The sequence below is a fragment of the Mucilaginibacter sp. genome, from assembly GCF_039921305.1.
Taxonomy (GTDB): domain Bacteria; phylum Bacteroidota; class Bacteroidia; order Sphingobacteriales; family Sphingobacteriaceae; genus Mucilaginibacter.
The window spans coordinates 25,314-46,399 of sequence record NZ_JBDSCA010000018.1 but is presented as its reverse complement, the minus strand read 5'-3'; the positions used below and the strand labels follow the sequence as shown (position 1 = coordinate 46,399).

The following is a 21,086-nucleotide window of genomic DNA, read 5'->3' as shown; positions in this document are numbered from 1 at the left end:
ACCAGGATGCTGAATTTAGTACTATTTGGCCCGCCAGGAGCAGGTAAGGGAACTCAATCTCAAAAACTTATTGATCAGTACCAGTTGATTCACCTATCAACAGGCGATTTGCTCAGAGGCGAAATTTCACAAGGAACAGCATTAGGCATCGAAGCCAAAAAACTGATGGACGAAGGAATGTTAGTTCCGGATGCCGTAGTTATTGGGATGATAAGCAATAAGCTTGATGCTAATAAAGATGCGAAAGGTTTCATATTCGATGGTTTCCCACGCACAGTGGCACAAGCCGAAGCTTTAGACAGCCTGTTGGCTACCAAAGGCGAATCGATATCAAGCATGATAGCTTTAGAGGTTGACGACGAGGAACTGGAACACCGCCTGTTATTGCGCGGTAAAGATTCTGGCCGCCCTGATGATGCCAACCCCGAAGTTATCCGCAAGCGTATTCACGAGTATAACAACAAAACAGCGCCCGTAGCTCAATTTTATCAGGCACAAAACAAATACAAAAGCGTAGTAGGAACCGGCAGTATCGACGAGATATTCCATTCTATTTGCGTTGTGGTTGATTTGTGTAAGTAATACCACAATACTCAAAAGCGTCATTGTGAGCAATAGCGAAACAGTGACGCTTTTTTATTAAATATAAAAGTCCGAAATTCGAATTCGCCATTAACCAAATCCGAAATCGTAATTCGTAATTCCCAAATCAAAATGTCTCAAGGTTCAAATTTTGTTGATTACGTTAAAGTGTGTTGCCGCTCGGGACATGGCGGGGCAGGCTCATCGCATTTGCACCGGGATATTCTAACCTCAAAAGGTGGCCCTGATGGTGGCGATGGTGGTCGTGGTGGTCACGTTATCGTAAAAGGTAACGCTCAATTCTGGACTTTACTGCACCTTAAATATCGTAAACATATCATCGCGCCAGATGGCGAATCGGGCGGAAGTTCATTACGTACCGGAAAAAACGGAAAAGACGAAATTTTAGAAGTGCCTTTGGGTACCATAGCCAAAGATGCCGAAACAGGCGAAATTCTGTTTGAAATAACTAAAGACGGGGAAACTAAAATATTAACTCCCGGTGGCCGTGGTGGTTTGGGTAACTGGCACTTTAAATCGGCAACCCAACAAACCCCGCGCTTTGCCCAACCGGGCGGCGAAGGACAGGAAGTTTGGAATATATTAGAATTAAAAGTACTGGCCGATGTTGGTTTGGTAGGTTTCCCTAATGCTGGTAAATCAACCTTGCTCTCTGTAGTATCCGCCGCCAAGCCCGAAATTGCCGATTATGCCTTTACAACCATAGTGCCCAATTTAGGTATCGTAGCTTATCGCGATAACAAATCATTCGTTATGGCCGATATTCCAGGCATTATCGAAGGCGCATCAACAGGTAAAGGATTAGGTTTCCGTTTTCTGCGCCACATTGAACGTAACTCGGTATTGTTGTTTATGATTCCTGCGGATACTAGCCGGGATATCAGAGAAGAATACAACATTCTGCTCCACGAGCTCACCGAATACAATCCCGAGCTTACCCATAAACCCCGCGTACTGGCCATCACCAAAAGCGATATGCTCGACGAAGAACTGCAAGCGGAATTAGCGCAAACACTGCCACCCGGAATCAAAGCCGTATTCATCTCATCCGTAGCCCAAAAAGGTTTAGCCGAGTTGAAAGATATGCTTTGGAAAGAGATCAATAAGCCGTAATCTTTCTCCTTAGTGGCTTGTGCCTTTGCGAGTTATTCTCCACACAGCAAAACATACCCTTTGCTTATCGGCTTAATAGTGAAGTTTTTATACCCCTTAAAGCAAACTTTAAACGCCTCCACATTTTTATTCTTAACAAACGCTTGCGGTAATAAAATATAAAGTGGGCCAGAGTGCCCGTCATACTCATTATTGGCAATGTATGTAGCAGCCGCACCCTCTTCAAACGCGTCCATACTAATTATGCGGTGGTGCAAAATATCCAGACCCAAATCGTTACTAATAAAAGCGAATAGGGCATTTGGTGGAGCAGTTTTATCCAACTGTTGCAGATGATCTAAAGCTTGCTGATCAATAAACTGCTGCGAAAAGCCCGATGTACCGTGCGCGTTAATATGAGTATTCGCGTTATAAGAGTTTACAAAGTACTTAAAACTTGTAAAAGCCACGCATATCCATAATGCAATAAAAGCGTATTTAAAAAATGGTTTTAATTGGCTGAATAAATAAACCGTGCCTGGTATAAAAAGCAAACCCACAATCCGGAAGTGTCGCCCTTCATAAGATATATCCAATTGCCTTAAAAAAACAGAAAGAAAGAATAGAGTAGACACCCCATAAAACATGCTTATCGCGATCTTATATTGCGGTTTAGGTACAAACCGGATAATGGCCCAAAACAAACCCACGCTAAGCAAAGCCAGTAATGCCAATACAAAAAGTGTTTGAGTAGCATTAAAGTAAGGTTCATCCTGATGGCAGATCAATCCATGAGTCAACTCATCTACCGAAAACCCAGATAACAATGGGGATGCCAGCGGAAAGCACAAAGCCTCTAAACTCAGCTTAAACCCAGGTGATACCGATGCTGGATTTGTACCCCTCAATATGAATAATTTAAAAATGCTACCTAATGATATTAAAAACGGAATGCTCAGAATAATTCCATTTTTAACCCATGAGCTAATCTCTTTTTTATCAAACGACAGGTTAATCCATAAGCAAGCCATACCCGAAGCATACATCCACAAATAGGCCGATTTACAAATGAATCCAACCCATCCTGTTAGAATAACAAAAACGAACAGTTGCCAGTTGATTTTTTTAAAGCTAAAACAGCCATATAAAAACCAACCTAAAAAGCCAAACAACAAGGTTTCGCCGCCGTTATAAAAGGCAAACGGAATAAAATAAAATTGCTGGCTGGCAATTAGCAGTACGCTTAACGCGGATACCATCGGCGAAAAGCCAACCTTTTTAAAAAAGGAATAGAAGCCCAAAATGCCCAGCACATCGCAAAGCAAAATAGTTAGTGCTCCTGATTGCCCTGCATTAGTATGAAATAGGCTGCTAAACAGGTAAGGTATCAAATATTGCCCCGGCGACCACCATGTTAAGAAAGCGATGTTATCGTTATTCAGATTACTTTGGCTGGGCGTAATGAGTTGATTAAAGCCGCCACCCATCTGCATAGATCGCATAACCTGGAAACCCCAGCTTGGGTCGGGAAATAGGGCAGGGGGGCATATTACAATCATGATGCCCGCTACAAGCGTAAACAGCAAAATGAAAATCAGTATGTATTGATGTTGCTTATCTGCTTTTAAAAACATTGTACTTTAATATACACCAAATAGCCCTGAAACCATCTTTCCAGTTTATTTTTTTGCCTTCGGCATAGGTACGGCCGTAGTAAGATATGCCTACCTCATAAATTTTGATATTAGGTATGCGGGCTATTTTGGCTGTTATTTCTGGCTCAAAGCCAAAACGGTTTTCTTTTAATTCTATATTTTGCAGTATGGATGTGCGTATCAGTTTATAACAGGTTTCCATATCGGTCAGGTTCAGGTTAGTGAACATGTTTGATAAAAAAGTTAATACCGCGTTACCTATGCTATGCCAAAAGAACAAGATGCGGTGGGGTTTATCACCCATAAATCGTGAACCATATACTACATCGGCATTGGCCTTTAAAACCGGTTTGATCAGGTTTTGATATTCATCCGGGTCATACTCCAAATCAGCATCCTGTACAATACAGTAATCACCGGTAGCTTGGCTAAAACCACGGCGGATAGCGGCGCCCTTGCCCTGGTTAACGGTTTGTTGTATCAGTTTTATTTTAAAATTGTATTCGCTGGCAAAAGTCTGAACCAGTTGTATGGTATTATCTTTTGAGCAATCATCAACAACAATAATCTCTTTATTGATCCCCGCGGGCAATTCCGCATCTAAAATACGCTTCAGTATCAGCGTTATCGTTGCCGATTCGTTATAGGTCGGTATAATGATAGATAGTTTTTCCAAACGTATTAAGTAAGTCGTAAATTTAAGGTTAATTTATATAATGAGTTTTAAAGGCGCAAAAATCGGACTAATAAGTCGGCGGTTTGATCAAAACTTTTTAAAATGATAAGCGATATAACCTATCATTTCTTTAGTATATGTGTTCCATTCGGCCAGGGCGACGGCGTTAGGCATAATATCAGCTATTGAAAAGGCACCTTTGTCAGCAACGTAGTCACTTGTGTAAGGTATTACATCAAGGCCCGCTTTTTTAAAGGTGTAAACCGAGCGCCGCATATGGTAGGCCGATGTTACCAGTAAGTAAGGGCCGGGTATTTTGTGGTCTGCCAATACTTTTTTGCTAAACAAAGCATTTTCCATTGTATTTCGCGATTGGTTTTCGGTTAGCATAACACTATCCGGAATTTTTAAAATACGCATTTGTTCCGCGGTGAAATCAGCTTCTTTAAAATCATGGCCTTTTAACAATAATCCGCTGCCACCCGTGATCATTATTTTAGATACTTTACCAGTAGCCTGCAATTTTAGTGTTTCGATAAACCTTGTTGATGCGCTGTTAAAATATCCTTTACCATTATTATCAACTGATGTAAATCCTCCAAGCACTATGGCGCAACTATAAGTTTTATTACCAGTATTTTGCGATGGTATATCCCACCAGTTGGTTAGCTGTTTAATAACAAATGTGTTCGAAAAAAAGTAAAGTGTGCCAATGCTGATAAAAAGCAATCGCTTTTTGCGTTTAGCATTTTTAGCGAATACTGCCCAAACCAACATCAAAAATATCCAGAACAAGGGCTGAGTTAAAAAAAGCAAAATTTTTGACAGTATAAAAAACATGGTATGATAGGGTGTGCTATAAAAATATAGTTTTTTTACGAATAATTATACTTGTTGCCATTGTGCATCCATATGGGTTTCCATTATGGGAGTAAATGCCGCTCCTGGTTCAAGATTGAGGTATGGATAAGTAACCTTTGATAAATACAAGCCCTGTGGGTAGGCCGGTGTTATGGCCTGCGGTATTGCCGGATGTGTAAGATAATGTTCAAACTCAGCGATGCTTAATTTACCGGTACCAATATCCAGTAAACGACCCACAATTATCCTGATCATCTTACCTAAAAAGCGATTAGATGAGATATGGAAACGAATCCTTTTACCATCTGCGCTGGTATATAAATCGGCCTTGCTTACATTGCAAATGGTATGTTCGTTTTTATCAGGTGTGGTGCAAAACGCCCGGTAATCGTTATAAAGTGGTAACAAGGCTACAGCCTGCCGCATGGCATTAATATCAAAGTTTTTATCCTCGTACAACGAACTAAACTTACTCAGAAAAGGATCTTTATAAGTATGGATGTAATAATCATACGATCGTTGCACGGCATCGAAACGTGCATGCGGCTGGCCCTCCATCGGTATAATATCAAACACCGCAATATCATCTGGCAGTACCTTATTCAGCCGGAAAAGTAGATCAAATTTCCATGCCTTCTCCACATCCATATGGAAAAAGAACTGGCTGGCATGTACATGAGCATCTGTACGGCCACAGCCATTTATCTCAATAGGTGTTTTTAATACCTGACTTAAAGTAGTTTCTAATACCTGCTGGATAGTAATCGTTCCGGCATGTTTTTGCCAGCCGCTGTAATTAGTACCGTGATAACCGATGTGGACGAAGTAGCGCAAGTAGTGTAATTATTGAACAGCTAAGTTAATAAATGCTTATCAACTCCGCCTTAGGTGCTTTATAACTTGAATAGTTTACGCGAGTAACTATAAACGTAGCATCCCACGCAAATACCCAAAACCGATTCTAAAAAAGCGAACAGGCAGAGCGCCAGTACTAATATAATTACCGCGATATCAAAAGCTAAAAAATGGGAAACCAATATAACTGTGGTGAAAGCCAAGCCCATGCGCGCGGCAAAACGTTTGGGTGCCTGGTCGGTTGGGGTGTAGCCTGTCTTGAATAGCTTAACCAACACACTTGCCAAAATAGCCAGCGGGCTAAACTTATTCAATTTAAATGATCGGAGAAGAAAATCGATCACCAAAAAAACGATAATGCCCCACCAACCGCTGTACAAGTAAAATAAACCCATTCCTAAAACCAGTAAAGCTATTAACCTAACCTGGTTTTCATTTACAGATACAAGGTCAACGGGGCAATCAATATCGCTTTTCATACTAAATAACAAAGCCAGTTAAACCTCGTAGACGTCAAGGACGGATTCGAACCGTCGTAAAAGGTTTTGCAGACCCACACCTCGCCACTCGGCCACTTGACTATGACACAAATATATAAATAAAACTATAATGCCTATAGATTTTATAGAATATTTTAAATCTTTTTTCATTTCTTATAAAAGAGGCGATAGCAAACGCGTTATCCGCTCGGGTAATTGCTTATACAAAGGACGTTTTTCCCATGCATTAAGGCTTATCCTGCTCGCATGTTCTAAATCATCATTAAAGGCTTTACGTAGCTGTTTGGCCAGTTTACTATCGTAAACCATAGCGTTAACCTCAAAGTTTAACTCATAACTGCGGTGGTCCATATTGGCTGTGCCTATAATGGATAGGCTGCCATCAAGCACCATAGTTTTAGCGTGGATAAAGCCTTTTTTGTAAGTGTATACTTCTACGCCCGCTTCCATAATCTCACCATAATAAGATCGCGCAGCCGAATCAACAAACGCCGAATCGGATTTTAACGGTACCAATAGTTTCACTTTAACTCCACTCATGGCCGCTACGGTTAAAGCGTTCAGCAAACTTTCGCCGGGAATAAAGTAGGGGTTGGTTATCAATATTTCCTCTTCGGCCATACCTATGGCCTGTATCAATGAGAACATAATGGTAGGCGTTTCAGAATCGGGTCCGCTGGCTGCTATTTGCACAATGGCATCGCTTTTTTCATTTTTAGCGGCGCTAAAATAATTCTCAATAGGTTCAAGTTCACTGTCCGAGCAAAAGTTCCAGTCGCAAATAAATAGATATTGCAAATAGTAGACACCTGGCCCTTTGATCATCAGATGTGTATCGCGCCAGTAAAAATCATTCTTTAGTTTCGGGGCGTTAATATAACGGTCGCTCACATTAATACCGCCTGTAAAACCTACAGAACCGTCTATTACAATAATCTTACGGTGGTTACGGTAGTTGACCCGGTTAGCCAGCGCCATAAAATAGATCTGGAAAAACGGAAAGGCCTGTATCCCGGCTTCAATCAACTCCGGTACTAATTTTTTACGGATAGAGCGACTGCCAAAATCATCATAAATAAATCTAACCTCAACCCCCTCCCGGGCTTTGGCTATGAGTATATCTTTAATCTGATTACCTATCACATCATCCTCAAAAATGTAATACTCAATATGGATGTGGTGTTTAGCCAGTTTAAGTTGCTTAATAACCTCCGGAAATTTTTCTTCGCCATTTAGTAAAAGCTCAACCTCGTTACTGCCGCTTAACGGGCTCATACTATCATTTAAAAGCAGGCGGGCAAGCTTTTTATGCCGCTGTACTTCGGGCTCGCCGGTATCCCAGGTTTTTTCCGATTCAAGATATATCTCCTTCCGGATCTTGTTCAGCAACCTGCCGTTCTTTACTATTTTTTTGCTGTAGAGAATATTTTTACGATAGTTGGCACCTACTACAAAATAGATGATCATTCCCAAAAAGGGTACAAACAGAGCCAATAAAATATAGGCAGATGTTTTACTGGTTGAGCGGGTATCATAAACAATGCGCAGGCAAACCAACCCAACAATAATGGCATAAACAATTTCGCCTAATAAAACCCAATCCAGTTGCATGTGTTGCATAACATTGTAATACAGGTATTGTTCGGTTATTTGGTGATAATAAACCGGTGCATAAATATAGGCCATTTATTAATGGATTGTAAAACAAGCAAAGCAATGTATAACCACATAAACTAATAGTTTAACTTTGACTATGCTTTACCAATCAACCTACCAGGCAGCCATAAAAGTTGCCGAAACAGTACGGAATCATTTTGCACATCACATAGCTAAAGCCGCTGCCCAAGGCGAATTAAAATTGGCAACCGCCCCGCATAGCGGCGTAATTGAGCAGATAATTGATGTTGCATTTTGGGCAAGCCTGCGTAAAGAAGAAGGGCATTCACCGCGTATATCTATCGCGTTTTTATCACCACAGCAAGCCGAAAAGGCTTTGATATTTGATCATGAATTACCTTACGACCCTAACACATTAACCAAAATTGCCCCGGGTGTTGAGCGTGCCGGCGTACACCTGGGTGTTTGGATAAAAGATGGCGAATTAGTGATATGGGGTACCACCATAACCATCCCCAATTTTTGTTTTGTTTTGGATGTATCCGAACCGGCCTTGTTGGTGATCAAGCATCGCCGCATATTTGGTTTAGGCAAATATACCAACGTTGCCGTTTTAAAAGGCGACGATGTGAGAGTGATTGACGAAAAAAGCGCCACCCTAACCGATTGCCCGGCTATAGTAACCGCACTGTTAGGTTATACCACACCATCATCATGGAACGATTCGGTCAACGTACTCATCCAACTGGCAGTATCTATGCGCGCCCATGGGCATGGTGGTTCGCTGTTGGTTGTTCCCGATGATTCGGATAACTGGAGGCAATCCATCATCCACCCTATGAAGTACGAGATAAAACCAGCTTTCAGCAGCCTGTCTGATTTGATAGCCACTGATGGCAGCGAACAAAGCGATATGTTTTGGAAAAGCGCCCTAAGCCGTGAAGTAGATAATATTGGTGGCCTAACCGCTGTTGACGGTGCAACTGTAATAACAGCCAAACATAAGCTGCTCACTTTTGGCAGCAAGATTGTGATGCGCGAAGGCAGTACCCGTATTAAACAAGTTTGCCTGATAGAACCCATTGTAGGCGGCGAAGCGATATTCACACACCCCGCGCAAAATGGCGGAACAAGGCATTTGTCGGCATCGCAATTTGTTCATGATCAGCATGATGCTATAGCATTGGTAGCATCGCAGGATGGGCAGTTCACGGTATTCACCTGGTCGCCGCATCACAACATGGTTCAGGGGTATAGGATTGATACGCTGTTATTGTAAATAGTCTAAGAGTAGTGGTAAGACCATACTCTATAAATGCAATGAACAGTAAATCCGAAATCGAACATCCGAAATTCAAAATCTAACTGTACTTTTACAACAAAATCGGGCCATTGTTGTTCCGCTTTACATACGCGTTCTAACATTAACACTGCTGCATGAAATATATTTACCCGGTCGAAAAAAAGAGGATCTTTTATCTCAGCCTTTTACTTTTGCTGTTCACATCCGGTTCCGGCTTTGCACAACTGGTTTACCAACCTTACAGCTACCAGTTTTATCAAAAACTAAATAAAACCGTTTATTCGCCGGCAACAACATTGCATACCGCGTTAAAGCCTTATTTTATTTCCGATTCAAGCGCCATCCGTCATCCTTTTGACTCGCTGATGCAGAACAATATCGATAACTCCAATAAAAGTTGGCTCAATCACGTACTGTTCAGCGGGCACGTTGTCGAAGTTAAAAACAAAGAATACACCTTCTACATGGATTATCTTAGCGATTTTGGTTTTGGCCGCGAGTTTAACGATAGCCGCAGCACCAATATCAATACCCGCGGTTACCAGATAGGCGGTACCATCGGCACCAAGTTCTTTTTCTATACCAGCGGCTACGAAAATCAGGGCAAGTTTGCAAACTACATTGAAGATTATATTACCCGTACGGGCATGGTTCCGTCGCAATCTTATGATAGAACGAGTAATGGTAATAGCCAGCTCAAAAACACTCGTGATTGGTCGTACGTAACGGCCATGATAGGTTTCGCGCCCACGAACAAGATCAGCATCGCTTTAGGCCAGGATAAAACTTTTATTGGCGATGGTTACCGCTCGGTACTTTTATCCGATTATGCCTCAACCTATCCTTTACTCCGTTTCAGTATTGATTTAGGCAAACATGTACAATACATGGCACAATGGGCCTATATGGATAACCAACTGGCGCCACGCTTTGATGTTAACCCAAGCGGCTCAAATTACCGCCGCACCTGGGCTGTCTTCCATTATATTGATTGGAACATCAACAACCGTGCATCTATCGGCTTCTTCAACGCATTAATTGCCGCCGAGGCCGACGATCAGGGCAACCGCCATGGTTTTGATGTAAACTATATCAATCCGGTTTTCTTCTCAAGGTCTTTAGGGCCGGGTGGCATTCCCGATCATACCTTATTCGGGTTCAACGGTAAATACAAGGTACTTGATAAAACTACGGTGTACGGACAAGCGATGTTTGATCAGTCCGCGTCAAGCAATACCGGTCCCCGTAACGCATTTCAGTTAGGCTTCCGTGGTTCTGATCTGTTCAAAGTGAACAGCCTCAATTACCTGGTCGAGTTTAATACTGCTTCGCCATACACTTATTCTAACCAATATCCCATCGTAAACTATGCCCAATTGAACGAGCCATTGGCACATCCGTTCGGTGCAAATTTTAAAGAGGTATTGGGTATCGTAAACTATTCTATCGGTAAATTTGACTTACAAGGCCAGCTCAACTATGCCAAATACGGTTTGAATACTACAACGGTAAATTATGGTAAAGATATCACTCTTGCCGATAACACGTTGTTACCAACATCGAACACAGGCACGGGCCAGGGTATATCAACAACCCTAAAATATGCCGAAGGCACAGTAGCTTACATGCTAAACCCCAAATACAATTTACGGGTAGAGGTAGGCGCAGTTTTAAGGCAAGAAACCAATGCTCTTACAGATACCAAAACCGCATGGCTTACTCTGGGTTTAAAAACCACGTTCAGAAACTTATATCATGATTTTTAACCATGCTTAACTATCAAAACATGAAATTAATTTCTACTAAAAAATATAATTTATTGCTAATTGGACTGCTATTGCTTATTGCGGCAACAACAAAAGCACAGTCAACTTACCAGCCGTATTCGTACCAATTTTACCAAAAGTTTAATGCAGAGTTGTACTCCATTAACACGCGGTTTCATACTTCTATCAAACCAACCATAATTGATAGCCTGCTCAAGCCTACCTACGATTCATTGATGAATTTAGGCATCAACACCCAAAACAAAAGCTGGCTATACCGCAAAATTTATGCTGAACATCTCATCGATATTCAGAAACCAAATTATACCCTTTACGGCGATATATTGCCGGACGATATGATAGGCCGCGATTTTGCCAGTAGCAAAAAAACATGGTTAACAACGCTGGGGTATCAAATAGGCGGTACCATCGGCACTAAATTCTCTTTCTATGGAGCGGGTTACAACAGCAACGCCGTATTTGCCGATTACTTAACTAATTATACCAATAGTACAGGCGTAGTATCGGGCCAAACCCGGATAACGGACCGAGGCAATAGCATTACCGATTGGTCGTATTATACCTTCAACCTGTCGTACACGCCTATCAAATACGTCAACTTTACCATCGGTCAGGATAAAACTTTTATTGGAGATGGTTACAGATCAATGCTCTTGTCTGATTACGCCTCTCCATACCCATTCGCTAAATTAACCTTTACATTAGGGCAGGTAAAATACACGGCTATGTATGCCAGATTGGAAGATCCGGCCGTACCCAAAGTACCGGGCAGCAGCGATAACCGTGCTAAATGGGGCTATTTTCATTATGTAGACTGGAACGTGAGCAACCGGGTATCGCTGGGTTTCTTTGATGCCATCATATCGGCCGATGCGGATGATCAGGGCCACAAACGTGGTTTTGATGCTACTTACATTAATCCATTCATATTCCTCAGGCCGCTTGAAGCCTCCAATGGCTCTCCCGATAAGGCCACCATTGGTTTTACAGGTAAATACAAAGTGCTTGATAAAACCTTACTATATGGTCAATTCGCCTTAGGTGAGTTCCAGGCTAAAGATTTCTTCTCAAGCACCGGTAGCGCACGTAACAAATATGGCTGGCAAATAGGTTTGCGTGGCGCCGATCTGTTTAAGATCAAAACTTTCAATTACCTGTTTGAGTACAACACCGCCAAACCATATACTTATAGCGAAACCCGTGCCATAGGCAATTATTCGCAATATGATGAACCACTTGCACACCCCATGGGAGCCAACTTTCGCGAGTGGTTAGGTATCTTGAATTACTCTATCGGCAGATTTGATTTGCAGGGCCAGTTAAACTATGCTTATTATGGTTTAGATATCAATAGCTTAAACTATGGCAAAAACATATTCCTATCCTACCAAACCGCGCCAAACGCTATAGGTAACTTTACCGGACAAGGCTTGCGTACCGATTTTTATTATGCAGAAGGTCGTATATCATACCTCCTTAATCCAAAATATAATTTACGCATAGAGTTGGGCGGCATCTTCCGCGACGAAAAAAATACTGTATTCAATAACAAAACCGGCATGATAACTTTCGGGCTCCGTAGTTCGTTCCGTAATATTTACACCGATTTTTAATCCGTTTTTTAGCTCGTTTTTTGTATTCTTGCCTTCAATATGATTAATAAATTTACCTGCCTTATTTTTGCCGCGCTATTATTTAGTACACGTCTGTTCGCCCAAACAGAGCAGGATACTTTACAAGGGAGCCTTGATGTGCATTTCAACGCACTTGCTTTTTTAGATAACCGCGAATATTCGGCCTTTGTACCACGCTCACGCACCTATTCGGGCACACGTACCACGCTCGATTTTGGCATTCATCTGGATAGCCTGAACCGTTTTGTTTTTGGTGCCAACGCCATCCATGAGTTTGGCGCTATGCCGCACTTTTTAAAGGTAGACCCCGTAGCTTATTATCAATACGAAAGCAATAAATGGACGTTTAAAATAGGGGAGTTTCCACGCGAAGGTGTACTAACTCAATACCCCCGCGCCTTGCTGAATGATACTTTACGTTATTACCGCCCTAATATAGAAGGTATAGCCACCAGCCTGCACACCAAATACGGTTACGAAACCCTTTGGATAGATTGGGTAAGCCGCCAAACCGAAGTAGAGCGCGAGCAATTTTTGTTCGGTATTTGCGGTACATACATCCCAAAACCAGGTAGCCCATTCTACTTATCACATTATTTTTTACTGCTGCACGATGCAGGCAACGCCGGTACAGCCCCACAACCAGGTATTTCTGATAACGGCGGCGCGCAAATACGAGTTGGTTTAGATTACAGTCACCGCACTGTGTTTGATTCATTAAAGGTTGACGTAGGTGGAATGCTCTCGCTCGAGCGCACACGAGGCATCGACGGCTTTAAAATACCCAAAGGCTTTGTAGCCAGCGCATTTATCAGCTACCACAAATTCGCTTTGTTCGAAGAATTATACTTAGGTGGTGGCAGCCATATCAACTACGGCGATTCTTTTTACGAAAAAACATTCTATAACCGCTTAGATGTAATTTACTCACCCTTTATGTTCAAACATATCAAAGGGCAGTTCATTATCACTTTCCACTCCTCTCCCGGTTTCCTCGGCGATAGCCAGCAAGCTTTCCGTTTAACTTATGATCTGGGCAGGAAAGTTTTGAAACGATTTAAATCGGATAATTTGTTGTAGAAGATGGATTAGGAATAATCTCCACCGCGTCATTGCTGAGGTACGAAGCAATCTCTTTAGGACAAGTGATTTGAAAACGGTGACTCTATAAGTAGCAGATTGCTTCGTACCCTGCCTGCCGACAGGCAGGCTCGAAATGACGTATAGTACGAAGCAACTTATTATTTTTTCAACGGAGCCTTAGCCATCGCTACTTGGGTAGCTTTACCATCTTTAATACCAATTTTATAGATATCAATTAACAAGTGCGATGCAAAAACAGATATCGCTATAATCAATGTGGTTACAATGTTCTTTTGCTTTTTCATGATTTAATCAATAAGTGCGGGGACAATTATAAATTATTCTTTTTGTTTATCCAAAGGATATTTCTCTGTTTTTGCTACTTCGGGTGCATCCTTCTTTATTTCCGGTTTAACCGTTGTAGTATCTGTTTTAGGTTTTGATACAGGTATTGTTACTACGGGAGCAGTTACAACCGCAGCAGGTGCCTGGTTTGTTGTAGCTAGAGCCTCGGCCGCCGCCTCTTTTTTCATCACAGCTAAAAAAACATCGTTGGCTCGTTTAACCAGGCTGCTATCACTACCGCAGTTTTTATATAACGCTATCAGGCAGTTTTTATTGGGATTAGCCAGGCATTTTTCGCAATCAATTTTATCCCTGTTCTGGTCAACCATGGCCATTAGGGCGGCGTTAACACGCATGGCAATGGCATTATCGCTACCGCAATTTTTCATTACCAGGCTCAGGCATTCTTTGGTAGGTGCGGCAAGGCAACGCTCGCATTCCATTCGGTCCAGTTTATCGCGCACAACGGCTACCTGGGGGCAGCCGGAATAATCTCTTACGAAACCTGCATATCCACTCTCTTTATTAGCCGTAGTTACTGAATCGTAAGCTATTAAACAAATATGTGATAAGGCCGCGTTTTTAAATTTACTATCCGGATAAGTTGCCAAATAAGCTTTGAACGCGCCCGTAGTAGTGGCATGTGCTATAGCACGGTAATCAATGGCACTCAAGGTATCCGCTGCCTCCGCCATTTTTTTATTGGTGGGGAAGTTTTTAATAAAGGCCACGTAGCCATCGCGGGTATTGGTAGTTAGCGCGTTTTTCCAGCGTAAGCGGTCTATCAAAACTAATGCGCTATCAACTTGAGTGGCCGTTTTATACTCAGCTACAAAGCTCTCTAATCCAGCAAGGTCATTCTTCTTAGCGTAATCGTCAAACGCTTTTTGATGCAGGGCCTTTTCTGCATTTTTTAATAGGGCGGTATTATTGCTTTTGGTATAAAAATCAATGTACTGTTTCCATGCCGCAACAGTATTGACTGTAGTTGCTTTGGTGTAAGCCCGTAGTTCCATACGCGCTTTAAGCGTGTCTATTTGTGCTTTGCTCATTTTAGCGCCTTCATAAGGTTTGTACTTAACCTTAAAATCTTCTTTAAAATTGGCGCTGGTACTATCCAGGTAAAGCCATGCCTTATCGGGATTATTCTCGGGGTTGGCTTCGGTGCTGTAATAGCTAAACAAGCCAAAGTAAGCTTCAACAATATCTTTACTGGCCGGTTTGCTGCCATTGCGGTTTTTTAGCAGGTTGGCTTTGGCTTCGGTAAACTCACCTTTTTCTAACCGACCATACCCCCTGTTCAGTTGTGCCAACAGGCTTAGGGGCATAATCAAACAGATTAAACCGAGTAGGGTTCTCTTCATTTTTTAATGGTAAATAATGGTTAATCAAACTTATACAAAAAAAATCAGGAAATAAGATAAACGGATTTTTGCTAAAGAAATGATGTTAATTTAATTTTTATGATAGATAATTTCAAATGGTTGCGATCCGCCAATCTCGTGATAGAGTGTTGGAGTTGAAATACCTACTATTGGGTATTTTTACATATTTAATTTGATAAGTTTAAACTAAAAATAAGCATACATTTTATCTTCTTCATGCAAAATATTTTATCTACTTTAACGGCTGTTAACCTATCCTTATGATCAAAAAGTACAGTTTGTTTGTAGCGTTGATGTTGTTTACTATCATTAGTAATGCACAAAACATTATCCCTAAAAATGTATTTCTAAAAAAACTGCCTAATGGTTTAGATGTTATGGTTGTTGAAGATCATAGCGTGCCGCTGGTTACGCTTTTAATGAACTTTAAAGCCGGTGCATTTACCGAATCGGAAACCAATAACGGCTTAACAGCAATGTATCAATTAATGCTGTTCAAGGGCAATAAAGATTACGAAAGCGAACAGAGTCTTAATTATCATTCCGGAGATTTTGGTATCGGGCTCAGAAATACGGGTACTACACTCGAATATTCCAACTGTTATTTTACCCTGCCAAAGGCCAATTTTGTAAAGGGGTTAAACTTTATGAACTCGGCTGTTAGATATGCCAAGCTTGACCCCGAAGAGTTGGAAAAGCTAAAAGAAGTAATAAAAGTGGAAACTAAAAGAAAACAATCTGTAGCTACGTACGCGCTGTTTGAAACCATGGACAGGCACCTATGGGGAAGCTTTTACAGTCGTAAAAATGGGAGGGGTAATACCGATGTAATGAACGCGGCAACCCAGCAGCAGTTATTGGCTGTTAAAAATAAATACTACTATCCCAATAATGCCATCCTGATTATCGGAGGCGATATTGAACATGATTTTGCTTTTAGCGAGGCCGAAAAAATGTATGGCGATTGGGTTCCGGCCGAGCTTGACCCTATTGTAGAATATCCTGTTCCGCAGATTAAGCCCTTAGACAAAACGGACTATTTTATTGTTGAATCAAACTTAACCACCGAGCCAACACTCGGCTTTGTTTGGCATGGTCCGGCTACACGTAACGATATCGCATCAACCTATGCGGCCGATGTATTTACCTATCTGATCAACCTCAATTCATCTAAACTTAATAAGGCGCTTGTACAATCGGGACTGGCTTCGTCAATACGTATCAGTTATCCTACCCTAAAATATACCGGGCCAATAACCTTAATGGTGATACCCAATCCGTTAAAAATTAAGGAGTGCGTGGCGGAAATTAAAAAACAGATTAACCTGATGGATGGTGATGATTATTTGAGTGCGAACCAGATAGAAACAGCAAAACTTACCCTTGATATCAAACAAACCAGAACCGAAGATATTACTACCGATTATGTGCATTCACTCTCGTTCTGGTGGTCGTCGGTATCGTTTGATTATTTCTGGGGATATAGTAATAATCTTAAAAAAGTATCACAGGCTGATATGAAAGCGTTTGTACAAAAGTACATCAAAAGCAAACCCTATTGTGCAGGGTTATTGATCAGTCCCGAATTATCAGCAGAAATTAATGCGCCTTCTTTTTTTAAATCAAACTAAAAGCAAATGAAAAAGATCTTATTAACAACGATAGTTTTATTTGCAGTATTAACAAGCATACAGGCCCAAAGCGAAACCACGTCTTTTGATGTTGGCGGCATTAAAGTAATATTTAAACCAACGCAAAAAAATGTGATCAATATCCGCGTGTATTTTAGGGGCGGGGTAACCAATTACAGCAGCGATAAGGCTGGAATAGAAGATTTGGCCCTTGAGGCTACTACTCAATGCGGCACGCAAAAATATAGCGCCAATGCGTTTAGGGATACCTGCGAAAAATATGGTGTGTTAATGTACGGGAATTCAAGCTATGATTATGGCTACATCCAGGTTAACTGTATCTCAAAATATTTTAATAAAAGTTGGGATTTGTTTACACAGGCGCTATTTAGTCCAACTTTTAATGCCGCTGATGTTAGCTTGTTAAAAACCAAAGCGATAGCAACTATTCGTAGATACGATACTAACCCCGAAAATAGGCTTACCAAGCTCGAGATGCGGAATGCCTTTGCAACAACCCCTTATAAAACCGACCCTGGTGGCACCGAAGAAACAGTTAATGCTTTTACTGCCGACGATTTAAAAAACTATTATCAGGGTTTACTCAATAAGCAACGCATGTTTATTGTAGTGGTTGGCAACCTAACCAAACAAGAATTGTATGAGCGTATTTTGAAATCGTTTGATCATATTAAATCGGAGCCTTATACTACCCCCGAGTTAATTACGCCCGATTTTAATGATAACAAGTTAATGGTGGATAGGCGCGATCTTAAAATAAACTATGTAGGCGCTATTATGAATGCTCCCGACTTTAGTAGTCATGATTTTATGCCTTACAGACTGGCGATCGCGGGGCTGAGTGGTAATTTATATTCCCATATACGCTCATCGCAAGGGCTTTCATCTGATCCCAGCGCTATGACCTATTTAAACAAGATGCCATACACGGTGATGGATGCCAGCACCAACGACCCTCAACGGGTTATGATGATCATGATGAATACACTAAAAAGTATCCAGCGTACGGGTTACCAGGAAGAGTGGCTGCAACATATTAAAAATAGTTACATCATTGGTAATTACATTAACGGTCAAAGCGCATCGCAAATAACCAACAGCCTTGGCCTTGCCGAAATTTTAGGCAACTGGCATTATGCTGATGATTTACCGCAATTGGTAAATATGGTTACCGTTGAGCAAATGAACTATGTAATTAATCGTTACATCATTGGCATGCGATGGAACTACGTTGGCAATGTAAGCGCTATTGAAGGTTTTGTAGTGCCGAAGTTTTAATAAACATCATTAATTAAATTAGCTATCAGCGCGCTCCAGCCGGTTTGGTGGCTTGCACCGAGACCGTTGCTGTCATCCCCGTGGAAATATTCGTAGTATAATATCAGATCGGCATTCTCTGGCTTTTGATAAAATGCCTGGTGCTGTTTACTGTGCAAAGGGCGTGCACCAGTTTTATCTGCCTCAAAGGTTGATATCAGGCGGCGGCTTAGCGCGTTAGCTATTTCGCCAAGCGTGAGTTTTTTAATACCTTTTTCTGTTGGGAAATTGAATTTCTTTTCATCGCCATAAAACTCATGATATTTTTTAATGGAATTGATCAGGATAAAATTCATTGGCATCCATATCGGTCCGCGCCAGTTGGAGTTACCACCAAATAAGTCGGTAGTTGAGTCACCGGGCTCATAGTGTATCGAGTGGTCATGCCCATCAATGTTAGCCGAGTAAGGATTGTTCTCATGGAATTTTGATAAAGCCCGGATGCCGCCTTTAGCCAAAAATTCATCCTCATCACAAATCCTTTCCAATAAGTTAACCAAACGTTCAAATGGAACCAGAGATAATAGTATTTTTTCTTTACCATCATCGTGTATAGGCAAAAATAGTTTATTTGTAGTCCGGTATTTATTTAGCCAGGCTGCACGTTTGCTAAAATCAGGTAATTTGGCCAGTTTATCATAGTCAACTACAGATACTGCGAACATAGAAGTGAGACCCACCAATGAGCGTACTTTTAAATGGTAAGGCGTACCCTGATCCATGCGCAGGGTATCATAAAAAAACTTATCCTCATCGTTCCAAAGGCCAAGCTCATTAAGGGCTTCGGCTATGAGTACAAAGTGCTCGTAAAATTTGAGCGCCATATCTTCAAAAGCATCATCATGTACAGCTATCTCCAAAGCTATATCCATCATGTTGAGGGCAAAGGTTCCCATCCAACTTGTGCCATCAACCTGTTCTAAAACGGCATCTTTAATAGGGCTGCTTCGGTCAAAAACACCAATATTATCCAAGCCTAAAAAGCCCCCGGCAAATATGTTATTGCCGTTAACATCTTTACGATTGGCCCACCAAGTAAAATTGATGATCAGTTTCTGAAAAACACGCTTTAAAAAGCGGACATCGCCCACGCCTTTTTTCTCTTTCTCGATGCGATATACCTGTAATGCGGCCCAAGCCTGTATGGGCGGGTTAACATCACTAAAGTTCCATTCGTAGGCGGGTACCTGCCCTTCGGGGTTCATATACCACTCACGCATAATTAATATAAGCTGGTTTTTGGCAAACACCGGGTCTATCATCGCCAACGGCACACAATGAAAAGCCAAATCCCAGGCGGCATACCAGGGATATTCCCACTTATCAGGCATTGATATTACATCCTGGTTGTTCAGATATTTCCAGTTACCATTACGGCCATTGGGTCTTGTTTGTAACGATGGATCGGAGTTTTTGCTGGTGCGGTGCCACTCGCGGGTATCATAATGATAATATTGCTTGTTCCATAGCAAACCCGCAAATGCCTGGCGCTGTATATTGGCAAACTCGGACGTGGCGTTTTTAGGGAGCAGGTTATTATAAAAATCGTCAGCCTCTTGTTTACGCAATGCGAACAGATCTTCAAACTGAGCGTCTATTGCATTTTTTAGTGGCTCTTTGCTAAGCCGCATAAATATTTTTTTGCTCTGTTTTGGCCGTATGGTGTATTTGTAAACAGGAGCAAACTTGGTGCCTTCGTTTTTGGCTTCCAACTCGTCAATATTGTCACCATCAATTATGGCTTCGTGAAACGCATCTTTAATAAACACACTTTCATTAGGCTGCCTATAAATGCGTGATTTATTGGTTTCATTCTCAGTAAATAACGATCGGTTACTGTCCTGATAATAAAAATAATAGTCGCCTATAATGTAGTGGCTGGCCTTAACGCTGTTATCATCAAGCCGTGTTATGCTTGGTTTAGGTTTGGTCTTATCGGTTTGCCAATAATTAAAAAACCAAAGCGTTGGCAATACGGTAATATCCGCGGTAAGGGCGCCGCGGTTAATTATCTCAATACATATCTGTATATCTTCGCTATTGTGCTTGGCGTAAGTGATGTAAACATCAAAATATCGGTCATTATCAAAAACATTAGTATCAAGTATCTCGTACTCGGGCTCCTGTTTTGAGCGGTTCATGTTTACGCTCACCAGTTCATCATAAGGGTATCCGGCCTGCGGGTACTTGTACAGGTACTTCATGTAATAATGCGATGGCACATTATCCAGATAGTAATATAACTCTTTTACGTCTTCGCCATGATTGCCTTGTCCGTTGGGTAAACCAAACAGGCGTTCTTTTAAGATAGGGTCCTTACCGTTCCACAAAGCCACGGCAAAGCATAGACGTTGGAAATAGTCTGATATCCCGGCAAGGCCATCCTCTCCCCAGCGATAGGCTCGGCTACGAGCCTGATCGTGCGTAAAATGTCCCCATGCATCGCCATTATGGCTGTAATCTTCACGAACGGTGGCCCATTGGCGTTCACTCACATAAGGGCCCCAATGTTCTAAGGGTACGGGTTTTAATGCGTTTTCGTCTAATCTTGCCTGTTCAGCGTTTTTACTACCTGTCATAAATTAATGCGCAATAAAAATTATTCCATTTACCGGATTCTTTTAAAATCATAAAGTAAGTGAATTATTAATTATCAAATTGTTAAAAGTTAGTCTCATTTAGCCGCAATAAATGTTAACTAAGTAATTGTATATAAAACGA

General features: G+C 41.5%; 17 protein-coding genes and 1 tRNA gene. 8 read left to right on the top strand and 10 right to left on the bottom strand.

Annotated features, from left to right (window positions below):
• The first annotated feature begins 6 nt into the window (after positions 1-6).
• On the top strand, positions 7-582 hold the full coding sequence (locus tag ABIN91_RS04550; protein ID WP_348048934.1) for an adenylate kinase: 576 nt from the start codon (positions 7-9) through the stop codon (positions 580-582).
• Positions 583-714: 132 nt separating this feature from the next.
• Positions 715-1,716 (top strand): GTPase ObgE, encoded by a 1,002-nt coding sequence (gene obgE / locus ABIN91_RS04545; RefSeq protein ID WP_348048932.1) that lies wholly within the window; start codon positions 715-717, stop codon positions 1,714-1,716.
• A 32-nt stretch (positions 1,717-1,748) separates the two neighbouring features.
• On the opposite strand, the gene ABIN91_RS04540 is transcribed toward obgE, so the two are convergent.
• The 7 genes from ABIN91_RS04540 to cls form a co-directional block, all read right to left on the bottom strand.
• A complete protein-coding gene (locus tag ABIN91_RS04540) occupies positions 1,749-3,329 on the bottom strand; it encodes a hypothetical protein (RefSeq protein WP_348048930.1) in 1,581 nt (526 codons plus the stop codon).
• Positions 3,310-4,026 (bottom strand): glycosyltransferase family 2 protein, encoded by a 717-nt coding sequence (locus ABIN91_RS04535; protein ID WP_348048928.1) that lies wholly within the window; start codon positions 4,024-4,026, stop codon positions 3,310-3,312. The genes ABIN91_RS04540 and ABIN91_RS04535 overlap by 20 nt, the downstream gene beginning before the upstream one ends.
• A gap of 87 nt (positions 4,027-4,113) precedes the next feature.
• Positions 4,114-4,821: a YdcF family protein gene (locus tag ABIN91_RS04530; protein ID WP_348048926.1), complete on the bottom strand. Its 708-nt coding sequence runs from the start codon at positions 4,819-4,821 to the stop codon at positions 4,114-4,116.
• A 90-nt stretch (positions 4,822-4,911) separates the two neighbouring features.
• Positions 4,912-5,721: a tRNA pseudouridine(38-40) synthase TruA gene (truA, locus tag ABIN91_RS04525; RefSeq protein WP_348048924.1), complete on the bottom strand. Its 810-nt coding sequence runs from the start codon at positions 5,719-5,721 to the stop codon at positions 4,912-4,914.
• A gap of 59 nt (positions 5,722-5,780) precedes the next feature.
• Positions 5,781-6,221: a DUF4395 domain-containing protein gene (locus tag ABIN91_RS04520; protein WP_348048922.1), complete on the bottom strand. Its 441-nt coding sequence runs from the start codon at positions 6,219-6,221 to the stop codon at positions 5,781-5,783.
• Positions 6,222-6,252: 31 nt separating this feature from the next.
• Positions 6,253-6,323: transfer RNA gene (locus ABIN91_RS04515), tRNA-Cys, on the bottom strand.
• 72 nt (positions 6,324-6,395) lie between these two features.
• A complete protein-coding gene (gene cls / locus ABIN91_RS04510; protein WP_348048920.1) occupies positions 6,396-7,928 on the bottom strand; it encodes a cardiolipin synthase in 1,533 nt (510 codons plus the stop codon).
• A 67-nt stretch (positions 7,929-7,995) separates the two neighbouring features.
• On the opposite strand from cls, the gene ABIN91_RS04505 reads away from it, so the two are divergent.
• The 4 genes from ABIN91_RS04505 to ABIN91_RS04490 all read left to right on the top strand — a co-directional run bounded on the left by ABIN91_RS04505 (position 7,996) and on the right by ABIN91_RS04490 (position 13,663).
• Positions 7,996-9,138 carry a putative sensor domain DACNV-containing protein gene (locus tag ABIN91_RS04505; RefSeq protein WP_348048918.1) on the top strand — a complete coding sequence of 381 codons (1,143 nt, stop codon included), beginning with the start codon at positions 7,996-7,998 and terminating at the stop codon, positions 9,136-9,138.
• Positions 9,139-9,296: 158 nt separating this feature from the next.
• Entirely contained in the window at positions 9,297-10,928 is a 1,632-nt protein-coding gene (locus ABIN91_RS04500; RefSeq protein WP_348048916.1) for a gliding motility protein RemB, read from the top strand.
• 20 nt (positions 10,929-10,948) lie between these two features.
• The gene (locus ABIN91_RS04495) at positions 10,949-12,562 is read left to right on the top strand and encodes a gliding motility protein RemB (RefSeq protein WP_348048914.1); all 1,614 of its coding nucleotides are present in this window, start codon (positions 10,949-10,951) and stop codon (positions 12,560-12,562) included.
• 39 nt (positions 12,563-12,601) lie between these two features.
• Positions 12,602-13,663: a hypothetical protein gene (locus ABIN91_RS04490; RefSeq protein WP_348048912.1), complete on the top strand. Its 1,062-nt coding sequence runs from the start codon at positions 12,602-12,604 to the stop codon at positions 13,661-13,663.
• Positions 13,664-13,824: 161 nt separating this feature from the next.
• On the opposite strand, the gene ABIN91_RS04485 is transcribed toward ABIN91_RS04490, so the two are convergent.
• Positions 13,825-13,971, bottom strand: a complete 147-nt coding sequence (locus ABIN91_RS04485; protein ID WP_348048910.1) for a hypothetical protein — start codon at positions 13,969-13,971, stop codon at positions 13,825-13,827.
• Positions 13,972-14,004: 33 nt separating this feature from the next.
• A complete protein-coding gene (locus ABIN91_RS04480) occupies positions 14,005-15,375 on the bottom strand; it encodes a hypothetical protein (RefSeq protein ID WP_348048908.1) in 1,371 nt (456 codons plus the stop codon).
• Positions 15,376-15,656: 281 nt separating this feature from the next.
• On the opposite strand from ABIN91_RS04480, the gene ABIN91_RS04475 reads away from it, so the two are divergent.
• Both ABIN91_RS04475 and ABIN91_RS04470 read left to right on the top strand, forming a co-directional pair.
• Positions 15,657-17,027, top strand: coding sequence for a pitrilysin family protein (locus tag ABIN91_RS04475; RefSeq protein WP_348048906.1), 1,371 nt, complete (start codon positions 15,657-15,659; stop codon positions 17,025-17,027).
• Positions 17,028-17,033: 6 nt separating this feature from the next.
• A complete protein-coding gene (locus ABIN91_RS04470; protein ID WP_348048904.1) occupies positions 17,034-18,326 on the top strand; it encodes a pitrilysin family protein in 1,293 nt (430 codons plus the stop codon).
• Here the strand turns inward: ABIN91_RS04470 and ABIN91_RS04465 are convergent.
• Entirely contained in the window at positions 18,323-20,944 is a 2,622-nt protein-coding gene (locus ABIN91_RS04465; RefSeq protein WP_348048902.1) for a glucosidase, read from the bottom strand. The two genes, ABIN91_RS04470 and ABIN91_RS04465, sit on opposite strands and share 4 nt — an antisense overlap.
• Positions 20,945-21,086: the final 142 nt, after the last annotated feature.